General features: G+C 43.7%; 12 protein-coding genes and 1 pseudogene. 4 read left to right on the top strand and 9 right to left on the bottom strand.

What is annotated here, in order from left to right:
• Positions 1-220: 220 nt before the first annotated feature.
• The 5 genes from EVJ26_RS11145 to EVJ26_RS11125 form a co-directional block, all read right to left on the bottom strand.
• The gene (locus EVJ26_RS11145; protein WP_131470444.1) at positions 221-583 is read right to left on the bottom strand and encodes a hypothetical protein; all 363 of its coding nucleotides are present in this window, start codon (positions 581-583) and stop codon (positions 221-223) included.
• A 124-nt stretch (positions 584-707) separates the two neighbouring features.
• The gene (locus tag EVJ26_RS11140; RefSeq protein ID WP_131470442.1) at positions 708-1907 is read right to left on the bottom strand and encodes an alpha-amylase family protein; all 1200 of its coding nucleotides are present in this window, start codon (positions 1905-1907) and stop codon (positions 708-710) included.
• A gap of 85 nt (positions 1908-1992) precedes the next feature.
• Positions 1993-2916: an LCP family glycopolymer transferase gene (locus EVJ26_RS11135; protein WP_131470440.1), complete on the bottom strand. Its 924-nt coding sequence runs from the start codon at positions 2914-2916 to the stop codon at positions 1993-1995.
• Positions 2917-3017: 101 nt separating this feature from the next.
• Positions 3018-3863 carry a YihY/virulence factor BrkB family protein gene (locus EVJ26_RS11130; RefSeq protein ID WP_131470438.1) on the bottom strand — a complete coding sequence of 282 codons (846 nt, stop codon included), beginning with the start codon at positions 3861-3863 and terminating at the stop codon, positions 3018-3020.
• Positions 3864-3936: 73 nt separating this feature from the next.
• Positions 3937-4890 (bottom strand): LCP family glycopolymer transferase, encoded by a 954-nt coding sequence (locus EVJ26_RS11125; RefSeq protein ID WP_131470436.1) that lies wholly within the window; start codon positions 4888-4890, stop codon positions 3937-3939.
• A 435-nt stretch (positions 4891-5325) separates the two neighbouring features.
• On the opposite strand from EVJ26_RS11125, the gene EVJ26_RS11120 reads away from it, so the two are divergent.
• Complete coding sequence (locus EVJ26_RS11120; RefSeq protein ID WP_131469540.1) at positions 5326-5538, top strand: hypothetical protein; 213 nt, start codon at positions 5326-5328, stop codon at positions 5536-5538.
• 59 nt (positions 5539-5597) lie between these two features.
• Positions 5598-6479 (top strand): phosphogluconate dehydrogenase (NAD(+)-dependent, decarboxylating), encoded by an 882-nt coding sequence (gene gnd / locus EVJ26_RS11115; protein ID WP_131470434.1) that lies wholly within the window; start codon positions 5598-5600, stop codon positions 6477-6479.
• A gap of 108 nt (positions 6480-6587) precedes the next feature.
• Here the strand turns inward: gnd and EVJ26_RS11110 are convergent, their stop codons facing one another.
• From EVJ26_RS11110 to EVJ26_RS11095, 4 genes are all read right to left on the bottom strand, one after another.
• Positions 6588-8426, bottom strand: coding sequence for an ankyrin repeat domain-containing protein (locus tag EVJ26_RS11110; RefSeq protein ID WP_131470432.1), 1839 nt, complete (start codon positions 8424-8426; stop codon positions 6588-6590).
• Between the two features lie 19 nt (positions 8427-8445).
• The gene (locus EVJ26_RS14490) at positions 8446-9303 is read right to left on the bottom strand and encodes a J domain-containing protein (RefSeq protein ID WP_201738366.1); all 858 of its coding nucleotides are present in this window, start codon (positions 9301-9303) and stop codon (positions 8446-8448) included.
• 212 nt (positions 9304-9515) lie between these two features.
• Positions 9516-11348 carry a phospholipase D-like domain-containing protein gene (locus tag EVJ26_RS11100; RefSeq protein ID WP_131470430.1) on the bottom strand — a complete coding sequence of 611 codons (1833 nt, stop codon included), beginning with the start codon at positions 11346-11348 and terminating at the stop codon, positions 9516-9518.
• 15 nt (positions 11349-11363) lie between these two features.
• Positions 11364-15275 (bottom strand): AAA domain-containing protein, encoded by a 3912-nt coding sequence (locus EVJ26_RS11095; protein ID WP_131470428.1) that lies wholly within the window; start codon positions 15273-15275, stop codon positions 11364-11366.
• A 157-nt stretch (positions 15276-15432) separates the two neighbouring features.
• On the opposite strand from EVJ26_RS11095, the pseudogene EVJ26_RS11090 reads away from it, so the two are divergent.
• Both EVJ26_RS11090 and EVJ26_RS11085 read left to right on the top strand, forming a co-directional pair.
• Positions 15433-15561: pseudogene (locus EVJ26_RS11090) on the top strand (phosphogluconate dehydrogenase (NAD(+)-dependent, decarboxylating)); the annotation flags it as partial.
• 201 nt (positions 15562-15762) lie between these two features.
• Positions 15763-16233: a hypothetical protein gene (locus EVJ26_RS11085; RefSeq protein WP_131470426.1), complete on the top strand. Its 471-nt coding sequence runs from the start codon at positions 15763-15765 to the stop codon at positions 16231-16233.
• Positions 16234-16267: the final 34 nt, after the last annotated feature.

The raw sequence follows: 16267 nt of genomic DNA, 5'->3' as shown, positions 1-16267 counted from the left end.
TGGCGCGAAACAAAACGTCAGACCTGAAAGGCATGACGTTACAGAGCGTGATGGCGATCATCGCGGTAAACCTGAAGCGGATCATCACCCTCTCAAAAGAAAAAACAGGATAAGGGCAAGGAAAAAGAGCGATTGTCCCGACTTGAGTCGGTCCAATCGCCCTTTTTTCTGTTCACGCTCGGATAGAGCGGAGGTTTTTCAGTGCCCTCGTGAGAACGAGTTATCGTTCTTCCGTAAGGGGTTTTGTCATGTCTTCTTCTATCAGGTCTTCTTCTATCGCGTCTTGTCGCTCCCGCGCCCCGAGCACGCCGTAGTCGAGGACGACGATCAAGATGGCGATCCCGGCGAGCGTCCAAGCGGCGTCGATGGCGAACTCGCCGACGATGAAGCCGAACAGGACGAAGGCGCCGAACGTCAGGTAATAGCCCTTGCGCCAAAGCGATCGGTATTGATTGGCGACGTCACGGTCCCATACGTAGAGGGCGACGTAGCCGACCAAGGCGATGAACAATGTGGCAAACATCCAATAGAGAAACGACTGCAGCGTCAAGCCGAACAAATACGCGAATAAAGGTTGATTCATGGAAATCCGCTCCTTCGGTGTATGGTCGTGTATGTCATAGAACTTCCTTCTATTCCATTTTCTACCTAAACACCGAATGCGTCAATACGCCTATTCACCAAAAACAATTTTTGATTCAAAAGACCTATTCTTGTTTGAGCCACATGAAGTCGTACGCCTCGAGCACGACCGCCTCGACCCATTCTCCCGTGAACAAGTTCGTCCCGCTCGCAGCGATGACGACCCGTTCGTCGGACACGTTCGTATAGAGCGCAAGCGTCTCGCCGCCCCCGCTCCGCTCGACCGTGAACACGCGTTTGTCCGTCGCGACGATGCGCTGCTCGGCGTACGGCGAGAAGGCCGGGTGCGTCCGCTTGACGTTCAGCTGGCTCAAGATGCCGGAGAACACTTGCAGGCGGTACGGGTCCGTCTTCAACTCTTGGACGAGCGCGGCCCGCTCGACCGGCGTCGTCACCCCGAGCAGCGTCCGGTAATCGACGGCCGGGATGCCTTGGAGCGAGAACAGGACGCTATGGGCGGCGAGCAACATGTCGACCGACGGCTCGAGCAAGTTCTTCTCGAACGGGTCCCGCTCCGGGGTCGACAAGAAGTTGAAGTACGTCTTGCCGTCCCCGGGTGCCTCGATGCTGTCGGCCCAGTCCGTCAACCCTTTGGCGTTGCCTTGGGCGAAAGCGAGCAGCGTATGGGACGCCAAGTCGAAGTGACAGATGACGTCGGCGACTTCGAAATAGGAACCGGTCCGGTCGGCATCCCCTTCATAGGCGAGGACGAGCTGCCCGTGCGGTTTATAGTGGTGGAGAATCAATTGCCATAGTTCGAGCACGTGCTTGATCCGCTCCTCGGGCATGCCCCGGAACGATTGGACGTGGACGCGGACTTTCGTCGCCCCTTGCGCGAGCCGTTCGATGAACGCGTCGGTCTCGTCGAGCAAATCGACTTGCAGCTCGTTATAGACGTCCGGCGTCATCTCATACATGAGATCGAACTCGTCGTGGAAGCGCCCGAGGTCCTCGAACAGACGGATGCGCGGGTTGACGGCCGTGTCGGTCGGCTTCACTTGATGCGGGAACAGCGACACGAGATACAAGTCGCTGATCGACGATCGGACGTGGTCTTTCAATAGCGTGTGCAGCGCGTCGAGGTCTTGCGTCCCGTCGGTCGTGACGGCGTTCGCGTCGACGATGAGGACGTTCGTCAGCTCGCTCGGCGCCTCGTGGTCATGCCACGTGTGGCCGGCCCACTTGTCGAACAGACGGCGCCAGTCGTCGGTTGTATGATCGTCTTCGAGTCGGTTGATTATCGGTTCAAGTTTGTCCCAAATCATGTGATCCCTCCTAGTACTGTCTCTATTAACAGTCCCACCGATGTGCCCGTTTCAAACGCACGAAAAAAGCCACCCAAGGGCGGCTTCAGTCCATCAAACGCTTCAGTTCGGTCTGGACGCTTGTGAGCGAGTCCTGATTTGGGTTCCAGTAATAAATACCGTCTGACTCCAGCCCGCCCGCCCCCTCGATCCGGAGCGTGCTGGCGTTGCGGAACGCCTGCATGTAGTCCGTCGACAGACCGATGAGCTCGTTGAACTCGATGTTCGTCTTGGCACGGTTGCCGGCGACGTCCAACAGTTTCGTCACTTTATCGACCGAGAAGTCGGAACGCCCTTTCTCGACGATGGCCGCGACGACGGCGCGTTGCCGCTCCTGGCGGCCGAAGTCCCCGTTCGGGTCGTTGTAACGCATGCGCGTATAGGCCAGTGCCGACTCACCCGTCAGCTCCACTTCACCGACCGGATACGAGTAGCCGTCCGACGCGAACGCGAGGTTGTTCGTCACCGTGATACCGCCGAGCGCGTCGACGACCTCGGTGAACGCCTCCATGTCCGTCTCGACGACGTAGTCGATCGGGATGTCTAAGAGTCCTTCGACCGTATCCATCGCCATCTCGGCCCCACCGAACGCGTAGGCGTGGTTGATCTTATCACGCATCCCGCGCCCGACGATCTCCGTCTTGGTATCCCGCGGGATGCTGAGCATCGCCCCTTCATCCGTCTCCGGGTTGAGCGTCATGACGATGATCGAGTCGCTCCGCCCTTGCTCAGTGCCGCGGCGGTCGACGCCGAGGAGGAGGACCGATACGGACCGTTTCTCTTCGATCGTCTGCACTTGTTTGCGTTCTTCAGAGATTTCCAAATTATCGTTCACCCGTGTCACCGTCTCATTGACGTCCCGGTACATCGACCAGACGAACAGCCCGCCGGCGATGAGGAAGACAGTCATGACGCCTACTGCGAGCAATACCCATTTCTTCCATGATGATTTCTTGCGATGTCTCGCCATCGGACCACCTGCTTTCAGTTAACTTTAGTATGAATAATTCCCGCTTACCGTGTAGTATTATAGCACGTTGCCAAAAAATGCTAACGATTTCTTTCGGATTTTCATGGGAAATGTGTGCGCTGTGGCCGGCGTCGCATCTGACCGGGCCAAGCCGCGTTGATCTCCGCCCCGAGCAGCATCGTCGCCGCCGTCAAGTAGAGCCAGATCTGCAGCAAGATGACGATTCCGATCGTCCCGTACGTGTCGCCGAACATCGAGAACTGGTCGACGTAGATGCTGTAGGCGGTCGACAACAGCTGCCACGAGATGACGGCGAAAGTGGCGCCTGGGAGCGTCTCCGTGAATTTGACGTGTTGCTGGGGCGCGAACTTATAAAACAGCGAGAACGCGAAGATGAGGATGACGGTCGAGACGGTATATCGGGCGAGCGTCGCCAACCGTTCAAACTCCTCGAGCATCGGGAACCACGCGTACACGAGCTCGACGAACTCGCGGCCGAAGATGTGGAATACAATCAAGATGACGGCGCCGACGCTGAAGGCGACGAGCGTCAACAGCCCGATGAGCCGACGGACGATGTAGCTGCGCGCCTCGGTCTCGCCGTAGGCGAACACGGTCAGCTTGACGAGCCGGGCCGCCCCGTTCGAGGCCGACCAGACGGCGATGACGGCACCGACCGAGATGAGCCCGGCGTTGATGTCGCCGCTGACGTCATAGACGACCGACAGCATGTCACGCACACTCGCACCCGGGATCAAAATCTCGATCTGCTCGATCAACAGGGCGTCGTCGATCCCGAGCCACGCCATGACGGCGAACAACAGGACGAATGTCGGGAAGATGGCGAGAAACCAGAAGAAGGCGAGCGTGGCGCTATAGTCGTTGATGTGATGGTCTTTGAAGCGATGGCGGACGTCGATGATGAGACGGAACAGTCGGTCGAGCACACGGGTCACCCCTTTTTCTTTTTATTATCGCACAAATTAAAACGCCCCATCCGCTTTGGATGAGGCGCCATTGTCATTGTTCCATCAATTCGCCGAGGTACGACTTCACGTCTTCTAGTGAGGCCGCATCCGGGTTCCAGTAATAGATGCCGTCGTCAGCCTTGCCGCCCGTGCCTTCGAGTCGAAGGACGTCCTGGTTTTTGAAGGCGGCCATATAGTCAGCCGACAGTGTCCGGATGTCTTTGAACGTCATGTTCGTCTTCGCGTTATTGCCTAAGACGTCGAGCATATTGTTGAACTTCGAGATCGAGAAATCGTCTTTCCCTTTGTTGACGAGCGCCGTGATGACGTCACGCTGACGCTCTTGGCGACCGAAGTCGCCACTCGGGTCGTCGTAGCGCATCCGCGTGTAGGCGAGCGCCTCGGGGCCCGACAAGTTGATAGTGCCCGGCTCGAACGAATAGTCGCCCGACGTGAAGGCGAACTTGTTCGTCACTTCGACGCCGCCGAGAAGGTCGACCGTGTCTTGGAACCCTTTCATATCGACTTCGGCGACGTAATCGATCGGGATGTCGAGTAAGTTCTCGACCGTCGCGAGCGCCATCTCGGCACCGCCGAACGCATAGGCGTGGTTGATCTTATCGGTCGTGCCTTTACCGACGATCTCCGTCTTCGTGTCGCGCGGGATGCTGAGCATCGCGCTCGCGTCCGTATTCGGGTTGAGTGTCATGACGATGATCGAGTCGCTGCGGCCTTGCTCATCGGCACGGCGGTCGACACCGAGCAACAGGACCGATACCGGTTTCTTGTCGTTGATCGTCTGCTTGTTCATCCGTTCTTGGCTGAGCCCGGCCGACTCGTTCAAACGACTGACCGTCGAGTCCACTTGGTTATACAAATAAGCTGCCACCCCGACTCCGATGAGCAGGAACAGTCCGACGACGATCCCCACAATCAACGCGATGCGTTTTGCGGGCGTTTTCTTCCTACGACGTTTCTTGACTCTCTTTTTCTTTTGCTCTTCCATGACATTGCACCTTTCCTCGAACCTGTAGTCAATTTCACATAGGTTTTATTTTAGCATGCACCTTATTATTAATATTTCCATTTTTTATAAAAGAGGTAAATGGTTGCCGATTGTTGTCGAATCATTCACTCGCTTATTTCTATCGGCCGGTTTTAAAAAAAGGTTTAGCTTTTCTAGCATATCTTTTTTAACCCTACCCTGAGCTCCAAAAACCGAAACCGCTACCATTCCGATCACCATGGGCACAAGGTCGCAGCACGCAGTTCTAATTCTGACGAAACGGATCGGGGACATCCTCGATCAGTTATTTTTTTAGGTCCGTTTCCTCATTTCTAAAAAATGTCATAGTACAAACGCATTATATTTTGTAATATTTGTATATAGCATCATGTAAATGTAATTGAAATCCAATTATTTTGCGAAGGGGATAGACGGATGCGTTTCGTCGTCACGTGTTTTATCGAGAAAAAAGAGCCATTTTCATTCATTATTTACGGGAGTTCGAGGCACCAGGCCGAACGGACGTTTAACCAGACGCTCCAGTTGGCCAGTCCGCTCAACGACTTCATCGAGGCGAGTGACGGACAGAAGATCCGAATCGGGTCGATCCTCGCCTACCGGATCGATGATATAAATCCTCTCTTTTGAATCCTCCCCATTTCGGGTAACCCTTATAAAGACTAAACCAATTGATTGGGGGAACGAATATGGAACTAGGAATGATTGGACTTGGCAAGATGGGACTCAACCTGGCGCTCAATTTGACGGATGGGGGCCACCGCGTGCTCGGCTACGACCCAGGCAACGTGTCGACGAGCCAGTTCGAGACGCTCGATTCGCTCGAAGCGGTCGTGGACGGGTTGAAGGCGCCGCGCGTCGTCTGGGTGATGGTGCCGGCCGGTGACGTGACCGAGCGTGTATTGAACGATTTGCACGCACTGTTGTCTCCAGGGGATATCGTCATCGACGGCGGCAACTCGAACTATAAGGAGTCGATGCGGCGGGCCGAGCACTTCAACGACAAGCTGATCTACTTCTTCGACGTCGGGACGAGTGGCGGCATGGAAGGCGCGCGCAACGGCGCCTGCACGATGATCGGCGGCGATATGGAAGCGTTCGGCAAGATCGAGGAGTTGTTCCACGACGTGTCGACGGACAACGGCTACTTGTACGCCGGGCCGAGTGGCAGCGGGCATTTCCTCAAGATGATCCACAACGGCATCGAGTACGGCATGATGCAGGCGATCGCCGAAGGGTTCGAGATCCTCGAGAAGAGCCCGTTCGATTACGACCACGAACAAGTCGCCCGTGTATGGAATCACGGTTCGGTCGTCCGCTCGTGGCTGATGGAGTTGACCGAGAGCGCGTTCCACAAGGACGCGAAGCTCGACGAGATCAAAGGCGTCATGCATGCGTCGGGTGAAGGCAAGTGGACGGTCGAGACGGCGCTCGAATACGGCGTCCCGGCACCGGTCATCGCCATGTCGCTCATGATGCGGCAACGCTCGCTCGAGGAGGACACATTCTCCGGCAAGGTCGTCGCTGCGCTAAGAAATGAGTTCGGCGGGCATGCGGTCGAGAAGAAATGACGAACTAGTATTAGAAAAAATCACCATGAAAATGCGATAAATTATATAAGAGACCAGGCCAATCCTTTCGAGGGTTTGGTCTGGTCTCTTAATGTTAAGTCTTTAACATTACTTAAATGCATTAGGATATTCTTTTAACAATTCAGTGGAGACGGTATTTTTAGGGATTTTTTTATATATGAATGTCTCAGTTTGTATCTTGCCGAAACTGTCAGTACCCACTTCAAGATTCACTGTAATTTCAGTGTCCGACACTTTTGTAACCACGTACCTAGAGCCGTCACTTTCAGGTAATTCCACCTTATTATTCTCTAGAAGAATTGATTCTCTGTAATAGTAATTATAACCACTAGAAGATGGTAAAATTTTACCTTCGTTAAGTAAATAAAATCCCCAAGACCTGTCTTCTTGAGTCTCTTCAATAACGAGTGTGTAGTAGCGCTCATCTTTCCATTCAGAAGATAGCTGCCAAAAACCAACAATACTATTCATGAAAGTAACATTCTTTTTCAAACGATTCATTTCTTCCTCTTCACGTTCTGCGAGCAAGGCTTCTAGTTCTGCTTGCGAATCTGGTTCTTCCTCAGTTTCGGTAACAATCTCTTCAATTGTCTGTTCTTCCACCTCATCTTCAGGTGTTTCTTCCCTACCAACACTCTCCTCAGAGGCACTCACTTGTGCCGCGAGGACACGTTTAGATTCTTGTGACGCGCTCTTCGAATACTGTTTATCTCCAAGTTTAAGTATTTCTTTATTAACGACACTCAATTTCGAAAGATCAATAGTTGCTGGTTTCCCTTCTATATAAACAACTATGGAGACCGTGTCACCTTTCTTCTGAAGCTCAATCACTTCATCATCAATAGATTTCCAGTATCCGATTAAATTATTTTGTACAAAGTTGACAGAGAGTGGCGTTTTTTCAGTTCCAAGCAAGTTTAATGCCCGTTCATTATTCATCTCATAAGCAATTTCTAGTGCCGTCTCTCCATCAACATTTTGTTTAGACATATCTGCGCTATCTTCTAACAAAGACAGCAACAATTTGTTGTCTCCTTCTTTTACAGCATATGTAGATAATGTTTCTCCGTTAAAATAAAGCTTATTTTTATCTACGCTCTGAGTAAGTAAATATTCGATGCGATCTGAATCCTTTTGTTCCATGGCTTTATTCATTGCATTTTCACCATAGCTATACCCCAAAACGCCATTTACACTTTTAACAAGAGTACGATCTAAAGAACTTGGAAAGGCTTCGTAGTTCTGAGCGAGCGTATAAGCATTTATTCCAAGGAAAGCTAATAGAACGACGGCTGAAGTAATTAATAACTTAATAAGCGCTCTTTTAAATTTCCCTTTTGGCTTTTTAGTATTTTGTGTCATTGAAGTCGTCTCCGTCATTTGATTTGCACGGTCTCGTCCAGTCCTAGTAAATTGTGATATTTCCAAACTAGACTCATTAGCAATGTCATCTTCTAAATCTGCATAGTTCACTTCATACAATGCAAGCTGATGCTTGAACTGATTTAATTCCTTGTCTTCCACCACAGGCTCGATGTAACGAAGTGGGCCATACTCGATTGTTCCGTAAGTCGTTGCAAACCAATGCATCAACTCGACTAGCTGCTCGTTCAACGAGTATACGTGCTGCTTGCTAAGCGAGGCTGTATGGTCGACTTCACGTAACAATCTCAGCTTTTCAGCGATTTCTCTAGGTACGTTTTCTAGTTCTTGGATTGAATTTAATCGATTTTCTGTAGTCATATGGCTAGAAGGCTGAGTATTATGCTTTTCAAGGAGATTGTGAACTAAAAGTTCGCTCAGCACCTTCATTTTTAGAACGGCCTGTTCCGGATTGCTCGCTAATTTCGTTTCAATGATCAGTCCTAAATTCGCATAATCAGGCCATTCTCTTTCTAAAAAATCATAATTACTTTCGTATATCATGTTCTTATACCTCTATTCGTTATTTTGGATAGTTATTCTCTAAATACTCATAGGCTTCCCGAATAAGTTTGAAACGATATTCGTCTCCTGTAGCACTATCTGGATGATAACGTCTTGCTAATTGCTTGTAGCGCTTCCGTATTTGGTCAAATGTGATATTATAAAGGCTTTCAAATTCCAACACTTTTAAATAAATCGCGAATGCTTCCCTACCGTAATCAGATTTTGATTCTGAGTTTTTAGAATAAGATTCTTTGTGTTCATGAGTAGCACTGTAGTAATCATAAAGTCGTTCGATTGAACTTTCTAAATAAATATCATAGTCATTCAAATATTGTTCTTTTTGTTCGACGCTACCTTGTTTAAAACGATCAAAGGATTTCACTTCACGAAAAAATTTGTTAAAAGCCATCACTTCTGCAACGACGTTCATTGCATTTCGAGCCACACTTTCTCCCAACGACTGAATTTCTCTTTCCTTCTCTAGAGTTGAAAAATAGTCAGAGAATTTCCCCACTGGAAAAATAAAATCACGAGAATTAATATTCATTTTTTTGATATAAAGCCGAGGTTTACCATTAACAAAGTGTTGAGCCAGGTTAAACATTACAACATCATTATGATGTACCAATCTTAACTGACCTTGCGTGTACCAAGCATACACACGATTTTTTGATGGAATAGAAAAGAAAGCTGCTTCGCCGCTATAAATCAAACCCTCGTTAGTTGTGAATGGTTGATTGCGTAAATCAATTTCTTCTACACCCGTCTTCACATACTCAGTATTTGAAAAAATATTAATTTCGTCTTCTTTCATTTTTTCATAAAATGAAAGACCTGCCCAAAATATAACCCCTAACACAATCAGGGTGAACATTTTTATACACTCCTATAAATTAAATATTATTTCGAATTTTCTCTAACCTTTTTGAATTTTATGGACTTTTAAAATTTAATGCAATGATTTTTTTCATGATAATGTCAATATATTGATAAAATCTATAGTTTCCCACTCGATTGGTACTTATAACTCTTACTTGCTATTAAAAAGGCGATGATTCTTTACACATCATCGCCTTTTCGAACTCGCTACCGTTTTTTTCTTTGGTTTTTCACTTTCTTCTTAGAAACTAAAACTTTATTTTTTTCTCTCAACAGCTCTTCTTTAGCCTCAATAAACTTTTCAAATTGCGCAAACCAGTCCGCATGTGCGCTGAATATTTCAGCTGATGGCCAAATCGAACTGGTTTGAACATGCTTAAGTGCAAGCATAAAGTATTGCGTCGCACGCTCCGTCTCATGTCGAACCAATAATTCTTTTAAATAGTCTAGCGCCCCAACTTCTTCTTTATCATATACAAGCCAAAGCTTTGAGAGTTCAAATGCTAAATCTTCTCTATTTTCGTTATGTAGATGTAGCATCAATTTCGTTGAAAGTTCTTTTCGTTTATCAAGTTGAGTATCCAACATGATTAATTCTTTCATCCAATTTTTCAATTTGATTGAATCTAAAGAACGAGCAGAGTGATTGAAGATTTGTTGAAGTTCCCTTTCGAGCTCTACAATAAATTTTTCTTCAATCATGTGGATCGTCTCATCAATCAAACCTTCCTCTGTCGTAATCACTACAGATTCATGTCTCAAGTTATAATCTCCCCGATAAGAGAGCCAATTAAATGAACCAAGTAACAACGTTTTCTTATCAAGAACAATCTCTTTGTTGTGCTGGTTACCGAACCACCTTATAAAAATAGCAGGTGTCCCATCTTTATGTTTTATAGAGCGTATTCTTTGAATCAATTCAGCATTAGGGGCTCGATCTTCATATTTAATTTGTTTAGCAATTCCCCAAGAAATATAGAGTGTCTTTCCTGAAGCAGCAAATTTCTCTAAACGATCAAACATTTCTCGATCCATAACCGAAGAAGATATCCAAGGAGAAACCATCAACATTTTCTTTTGAGTTTGCTCAAAAGAATCGATAAACCGATTTCGAATATCAATCCCGCGTAATAATTCGATGAATTTACCCTCTTGTTTCCCGTTCTGTTTCTCTGAATCAGTCTGCAACATTAATTCTCTTAACCGTTCATAGCGTTTTGGCATTTGATCAAGAATCTCTTCATGATATTGTTCACGCCATGTCTCGTTTTCCAATTCATTAATTTGATTCTCTAAAGATTCATCAAATTTACTGTTTGCCCCATTCCACACACGTGTGAACACGTGATCTTCGGCTAAATCATAAAGTCGAAATTCAAGTACTTTTCCATATTTTCTATTCATAAATTGCAAAGGGGAAATCTTTGAAATTATCTTCTCTTTCCCACCAATTTCGAAGGGTTGCCTACTACCTATCAAATATTGTCTGAATTCACTTTCTTCCAACACTCTATTTGTAAGACTAGTTTCACCTTCACTGTAACGATAGTATTGATGTCCCTCATCCTTTTCTGAGTGAATGAATGGGTTAGTATCAATATCGTTTAAAACTTTTTTCTGTAACGCATTGAACTGAAACTCAATTTTTTCTACTTGCGGCTCTCCAAGAACCGTTCCAGCAGCCAATTGTGTTTGACCAATTTTAGTTAGTCTATATACCTTACTGATTTTTTCTAAAATACCTGTTCTCTCCATTTGATTGATGAGGTCTTCTACAAATAGAGCGTCAACACGCAAGAATTCACTAGCGTCCGTTAAGCTAACTCCTGAATCGTTTTGTGCCAAAGTCATAATCATCTTTTTTAAAATATCTAATTTTGACTTTGTTGCTGATGTTACTTTAACCTCATATGAATCTATCGGCATTTCCCATTCGATTGTTTCAAGGATATGGAGATAATTTTTGTCCCCCATTGCTTCTTCAATAATTTTTAATTTTTGCTGATCATTACTTAGTTGTTCGCTTAACTTCCATAACATATGCTCACTTCTTCCTTATTTATTTCTTCCCATATGATCTCGAAGTCCATTATGTTCTTTTACAACATGCAATACATTTTTAAAGCGAGTTCGAGTTCTACCATTTTTAGCTCTTCTTGTAAACATTGCAGACGACCCTGTAATGATTAGCAGTTCTTTTGCACGCGATAAAGCCACATTTAATCGACGATATTCATTCAAAAAACCAATATCATCTTGTGGATTTTGGTGATTGCGCACAAAACTCGCGATTATAATATCGCTTTCCATACCTTGGAATCTGTCTACTGTGCCAATTCGGAAAGTTAAATGCTCAGTTTGAATTTCATCATCCACCAAGTTTTTTATTTTCTGAATCTGGTCCCCGTAAAAACTAATAATACCAACTTGTTTCTTTTCTTCTAACCCAATAAAACCATTTGCTTTCGCATTAGCTGTAGCTAATTCCAAATCTTCAATAATGCCTTGAATAAGATGTAATTCAGCTTCATTGTATTTACTAGTACTCCCCTGTTCACTTTTTTCAAAGAATTCAGGTTCATTTGGGAGATCAAACCACATCAAATGTTGGCCTCTTTTAACAATATTCCCTTCTAAAAAGTGATCTCTTTCCGCGTCTGAATCTACTAACCCACAACTTAGACCAAACACTGACTCTTTGGTCGATCCTTCATAAAATTGAGAAATTGTATTCATTATCGTTTCATGCATTCGATATTGAATCCGTAACGTTTGCTTATGGCGATTATCGAGCGAATTGAATAGACGTTCGAATAAAGATTCCTTCAAGGTGTTTTTTAAAGACTCTCGTTGTTCAATCGTCTCTTCTTTAGATGCAACTTCTTCTAGAGTTTCTTGACCCACTAAAGGCGGGAGCTGATGGTGGTCTCCAACAAGAATAATTTTTTTACCTTTAAGCATCGGCAATAATAATTCTGGAGGAGTTGCCTTTGATACCTCATCAATGATTACTACATCAAAATCGGGATATTCCTCTACGAAATCACGTCGTGCGGATTGGACACAAGTAGTTCCAATCACGTTAGCATGTTTAATATACATTTTTCGGATTTCTTCTAAATCATGCTCTTTTGCATCCTCAAGCATATCGCTCCATATTTTTTTCTGACGAAGAAGCACTTCGTCTTCTTTTATTGAAATTGTGTTTGTTCTAATAAGCCTTTGGAGCTTTCTGTTTTCTTTTTCAATTCCTTCTGGTGTTTTGTGAGATAGGAATTTTTCCAACTTGTCTATTTTTTCTTTCACTTCTCCCCGAGATTGCATTACATTTTCAACTTGTTGCGATAATTGCTGAATAACCTGTCGCACTTTTTCGAAATCAGCAAGATCGTTTTTCAAATATACGTGAGTAGTTTGAAATTCAATTTTCAATTGTTCGTTAGATGTATAAAGATTACGCTTCGTTTCTTCTATTTTTTCTATTTCTTCTAGCTCTCTGTCACATCTTTCATTTTCAAAAATGAGCTCCCTTAATGGATACGACATATACAAGTTCGAATTGCTACTTAGAACAACCACAGTCAACTCTTTTAAGCGACGGAATTCTCGTTCATGTTCGCTTCGTAATTTTAAGGAAATCGTTAATTCGTCATCTAGCAAACTTACTGCATTTTCATAATGAGCTTTCACCATTTTTTTATGTTCAGTTTTTAATTGGTCCAGCTTTTCAGACCATTTTTTTATTTGCTCATTTTTAGCCACGTCATCTTGAAGTCGTTTCGATATTTTTATTAGTTTCGTATAATCTTCAACTATAACGTCATAGTGCTCAGCATACTTGCCTGAAACTTTAATCCAGATTTTTTTTATAGGAGGAAGTTTAGGCACATTGATTATTCGAGAACTACTGGTTTCTAATAATCTATTAATATAATCCACCTTAAGAACTTCTTGCGTTGGCTGAAGAAGTTCTTTTGCAGTGGTTATATCGTATGCAATATCTCTTAAAAGTATTTCTTGCCGATTTAAAATTTTTTCGATAGGTTCAATAAATTGTTTTAAGTGTAAATCTGAAGCATAACTAGAAGTTTGTAATTCACTTTTCTCGCTGTTAATCCTTTTAATTTCTTTCTCCAGTTCAATCACTCTTGTAGATTTTCCGTCTATGTGTTGATAACTCAAATGATTTTCACTATCGTATTTGTTAAATCTATTCTCAGTTTCTTCTTTTTTAACTAATATTTTTTCGATTTTTTCGGTATAAGATTTTAATAATTCTTTTAATTCATTGAAGCGCTCAGTGTTATTTTTATAAGTGATTGCATTAGTGATTGCCTGTTTTTGTTCAAATAGAAAATTTTGTTTGTTTTCTTGACTTGCTTGATTAGACAAGTCAGTTAATCTAGTCTCATCGTTTTTAATTTTTCGTTCTATATCTTTCAATGTTTTTTCATGTTGTGTAATGTTCGTTTGGAGAATTTTAGATCTTTTTTGGTTATCACTAATTTGATTTCTGTAGTCTTGCATTGTTTCTAACATTTCATCGGATTTTTTTTGTAGAGAAGAAAAATCAAATGTTTTAGAAATGTAATTTTTATTTTCTTCAATAGTCTGTTTATATTGGTTTTCTTTAGTTCTTTTTTCTATTAATATTTTCTCCAATGTATAAATATCTTTTTTTACAGAAGATTGTGTTTGGTCTCTCCATGTAAATGCTACATTTTCCTCAATAAACTTTTTACCTTCTTCTTCAATACTATTCGTTCTACCTTTTCGAAGAATTCTAATTTTCGGATCTTCTAACAATTTACTTAGTGCATTATCAACAGCTAAATTAGATTGAGAAGCTACTAATGTTTTCAGTCCTTGAATCGCATTTTGATAACATATTTCAGCAATAACGGTTGTTTTCCCGGTCCCTGGTGGTCCTTGAATAAGATATAGATCACTAGCTTCTAATGCACCTTTAACCGCGTCCTTTTGATATGTATTTAAGTTGGATTGTAAAACATTATCAAATTCAAATTCTTGCTTTAACGACGACGTATCTGAAATCGGATCTTCCTCAAATAATAAATATTCAAGGTTAGGATTAAGAGATTTACCATTTTGAAGATTTTTAAAGCCATTTCTAAGATGACGTGCTTGAGATAAATCACCATAGTTGTTAAGTTTTACAGTTCCAATCTTTTTAGGAACCCATCTATTCCTTCTTAACAAATCTACATAGTCTTCATCTAATTCAATTGTGATTCTGTTTTTAAACAAATCAATTCTTTTGACCATCCCAACCTGTTCTTCAATTTCTCTCGAACTCTCTTCACTCTCTTTTGTATAAAAAGTTGCATTGGCCGATCGCAACTTTTTCCCCGCTACTTGTTCTTGTAGGTTATGGATATTCAAAGTTATCTCTCGCAAATTCGAACTAATACTTAACCCATGAAAAACAAGATCCGCTTGATTGCTTTCTGCTTTCTCTAACATTAAATCCAGATACACTTCCCAACTACGAAGACGTTCTTTTACAATCTTCGACTGTTCTCGCGCAACAGGTAGTGCTTCAATCTTTTGATGCAAATTTTGATCTAGAGTGAAAGAACTTTTTTCATCGATAAAAAAGTGTACCTCCTGACTGATTCTGCGTATGTTATCATCCCCAAAATGCTTCGGTACTACTCGACTCGCCATTACTAAAAAGCCATCTTCTTTCATAACTGTAGAAAAGACTAAAGCTTTATTATCTGTAATAGTTTTTACCGATTCATTCTTCAAAGGCGAAAGATAGAAGTTTAGATACAGACTTTCGTCCCTCCCGTTATCTTTCTCAATTTGAATATGGTATAAATTTTGAGTTGTCAAAAACTCACGAATCGTCAAACCGTTTAAAAGATTGTTTAAATCCATTTTTGCTTTATGTGTAAAATTTATATAGATTGGAACAGACTGATTTGTTTTTACTACTTCCATCTTATTCGGCACCTCTTATCAATAATTAATAGTTAAAATATCACAGCATTCTTTTAAAAATTATAGCATCGTCTTATATTTTTTGTAATTGTTTTCAAAAAAAGGGTTATTTTTATCGATTATTTTGAAGATAACTCAAAATAATATCTAGTGCAGGTTACCGGCACCCGTCATCGCCATGTCGCTCATGATGCGCCAACGCTCGCTCGAGGAGGACACGTTCTCCGGCAAGGTCGTCGCTGCGCTAAGAAATGAGTTCGGCGGGCATGCGGTCGAGAAGAAATGAACGGCCAGACCGATCCGTTTTGGATCGGTCTTTTGTATTGTGACATTTGTCCATCCGGCCTCGTCTCGTCAGTGGTTGATACACTTGGGATATATAAACAATGATGAGTAAAAACTTCTATTTTTTGTAAAATTAATCGCCGTATCGTCTGTGTATGATAGAGACAAGATCAAAATTATATCTAAAAGGGGACGGATCACTTTGCTCACACCATTCATTCAAGCAAACAGCTCGCAGACGCTCTATCATGCATTCGAGGAATTTGAATATTTTGAACTCACCGATGCCGGCTACGACATCGAGACGTGCTTCAACGAATTGATCCAGCAAATCATCGACATCGGTCACGAACGCAGTTACCTCTACTATGAGATGAACGGACCGCAAGTAAAGAATGTCATGTTATCCAACTTCTTATTCCAGATTTTAAAACATGATCGACCAATCGCCGCCATCACGGGTACGTACGATGAGGACACGCACGACGTTCTGTTCGAGTTCTCCCTTCTCGACCGTGTGACGACGGCGACTGCTGTCACCGGCTCATCGGGTATGATCACAATGCTGCCCGATGCCTCGAACAACGAGCTCGGATTCGAGCCGTGCGTGATCAGCTACAACTTCATCGAGAAGATGACGATCGCCTTGCTGGCCCGATTGCGTCATACATGAATGTTGCAAGTACGAGCAACGACGTCGCTCCACC

Source organism: Exiguobacterium sp. SH3S1, from assembly GCF_004337105.1.
In the GTDB taxonomy this organism is placed as follows: domain Bacteria; phylum Bacillota; class Bacilli; order Exiguobacteriales; family Exiguobacteriaceae; genus Exiguobacterium; species Exiguobacterium aurantiacum_A.
The sequence above is the reverse complement of the archived record's forward strand: the minus strand, read 5'-3'. Positions and strand labels throughout refer to the sequence as shown.